The sequence below is a fragment of the Corynebacterium sp. c25Ua_47 genome, from assembly GCF_039907205.1.
Lineage (GTDB): Bacteria > Actinomycetota > Actinomycetes > Mycobacteriales > Mycobacteriaceae > Corynebacterium > Corynebacterium hiratae.
The window spans coordinates 1-1464 of sequence record NZ_JASBOH010000027.1 but is presented as its reverse complement, the minus strand read 5'-3'; the positions used below and the strand labels follow the sequence as shown (position 1 = coordinate 1464).

Genomic DNA, 1464 nt, shown 5'->3' with positions numbered 1-1464 from the left:
CTCTGCACTCGGAATGGTCAGCCCCGTTGACTTCGAGAACCACGCCGGCGCAATCAACAGCAGAAAAGAAATAGCTGCCTAACCCCTAGGTAGCTCCACTACGTGTCCACGATTTGCGGGCAACCCCACCCCCGATTTCTCCACCCGCGAGGTTGACAACCTATATAGGAACACCCCCCCGGACGGTCACTGTCACACTCAAGCCCTGCCTCTAGCCCCTCAGGCAGGGCTTGAGCGATTTAGTGCTTCTTGAGTTGATTCAGCACGAATGCTTCGGCTTCTTCGGTGGCCTGTGTGGACGCTTCCAGCGCTGTAATAAGCGCACGTTGTTGTTGACCATCGAGCCTGTCCCAATCTGCTCGCAGAGCACTGACAATACGTGCGATTGCCATCTCTCCACCACTGAGTGTGCCGTTGTTTGACCCTAACGACGGCACACCAGCTTGGCGCAACAGCTCATCAATTGGGCGAGTCATGACGTTATTGTTGCACACTGCTTCGACATAATCTCCTGGCTTTCGAACAAATGTCTAATAGCCAGAATTTTAAAATAGATCGCCTGGAAAGTGTGGTTTCCGATCTTTATTTTCTGCTGGCCACTGCACCCCATGAAAGGCTAATTCGTCTTTAGTTAGTTGTTCGCCAGCAATGATTTGCTCCAGGAGTTCCTTCTGTTCAGCTTCGAGCTGAATTAAATGGGTAAGCGTAACTAGCAGTTCGTGAAACTGTCTTGACCATTGTGTCGGCCAGCTTGTGGTGATGATGTCATCGAGTGGTGAGGACTTTCTGCCTTTAGGTTTTTTACGGCGATAACCTACCCAGGATTTGATTGTGGAGTTTCCACCCACTGTGTAGTTCCACACGGCTGGTGACACATTCGACCAGCTGCCCTTGCCTAGATAAATAGTTTGGGTTGTCTCGTCGTAGGTAACATCGTCCGGCATTCCAACACCAACGGCAGTGTCATAGGTTGGCAGCGGCAGCGTGCTTTCAACATCAAACAGACTCTTTGCGTCCATTCCAACAGTTTGTGCTGCTTGATTGATCGACATACCTGCACGCACCAACCCAACAGCCTCATGGACAAACGGATCACGCAAACGACTCGCACGCCTGCCGGGAGGTTCGACACCTCTTCCCCTCAACCAACCGTAAACCGATTCGGGGCCTACACCCACATCACGCGCGACCAGGCTAACTGCCTCGCCTGCAGCCACTCGCTCAACGGCAGCATCCTTAACATCCTTCGGAGTCCAACGCGTCACAACTACCTCCCGGTCGAAGTGGCGCATTCACCCCTTGACAGCACGCAGGTCACGGATCCTGGGCTGTTGGCGTTTGACGACTCCCACCTGCGGGTCTGTGTTTTCGGGTCTGTACTTTTAGGCTGTGTGCGAAAACGACGACGAAGCCCGTCACCGTTGAGTGGTTGCTCAAAGGTGACGGGCTTGGTGTATTGAGTTG

Annotated in this window: 2 protein-coding genes; both read right to left on the bottom strand. The window is 53.1% G+C overall.

The annotated features are described in order from the left end of the window. Positions 1–239: 239 nt before the first annotated feature. Complete coding sequence (locus tag QKE52_RS13250; protein WP_144691027.1) at positions 240–476, bottom strand: antitoxin; 237 nt, start codon at positions 474–476, stop codon at positions 240–242. Positions 477–545: 69 nt separating this feature from the next. Next, the gene (locus QKE52_RS13245; protein ID WP_347948995.1) at positions 546–1292 is read right to left on the bottom strand and encodes a type ISP restriction/modification enzyme; all 747 of its coding nucleotides are present in this window, start codon (positions 1290–1292) and stop codon (positions 546–548) included. Positions 1293–1464: the final 172 nt, after the last annotated feature.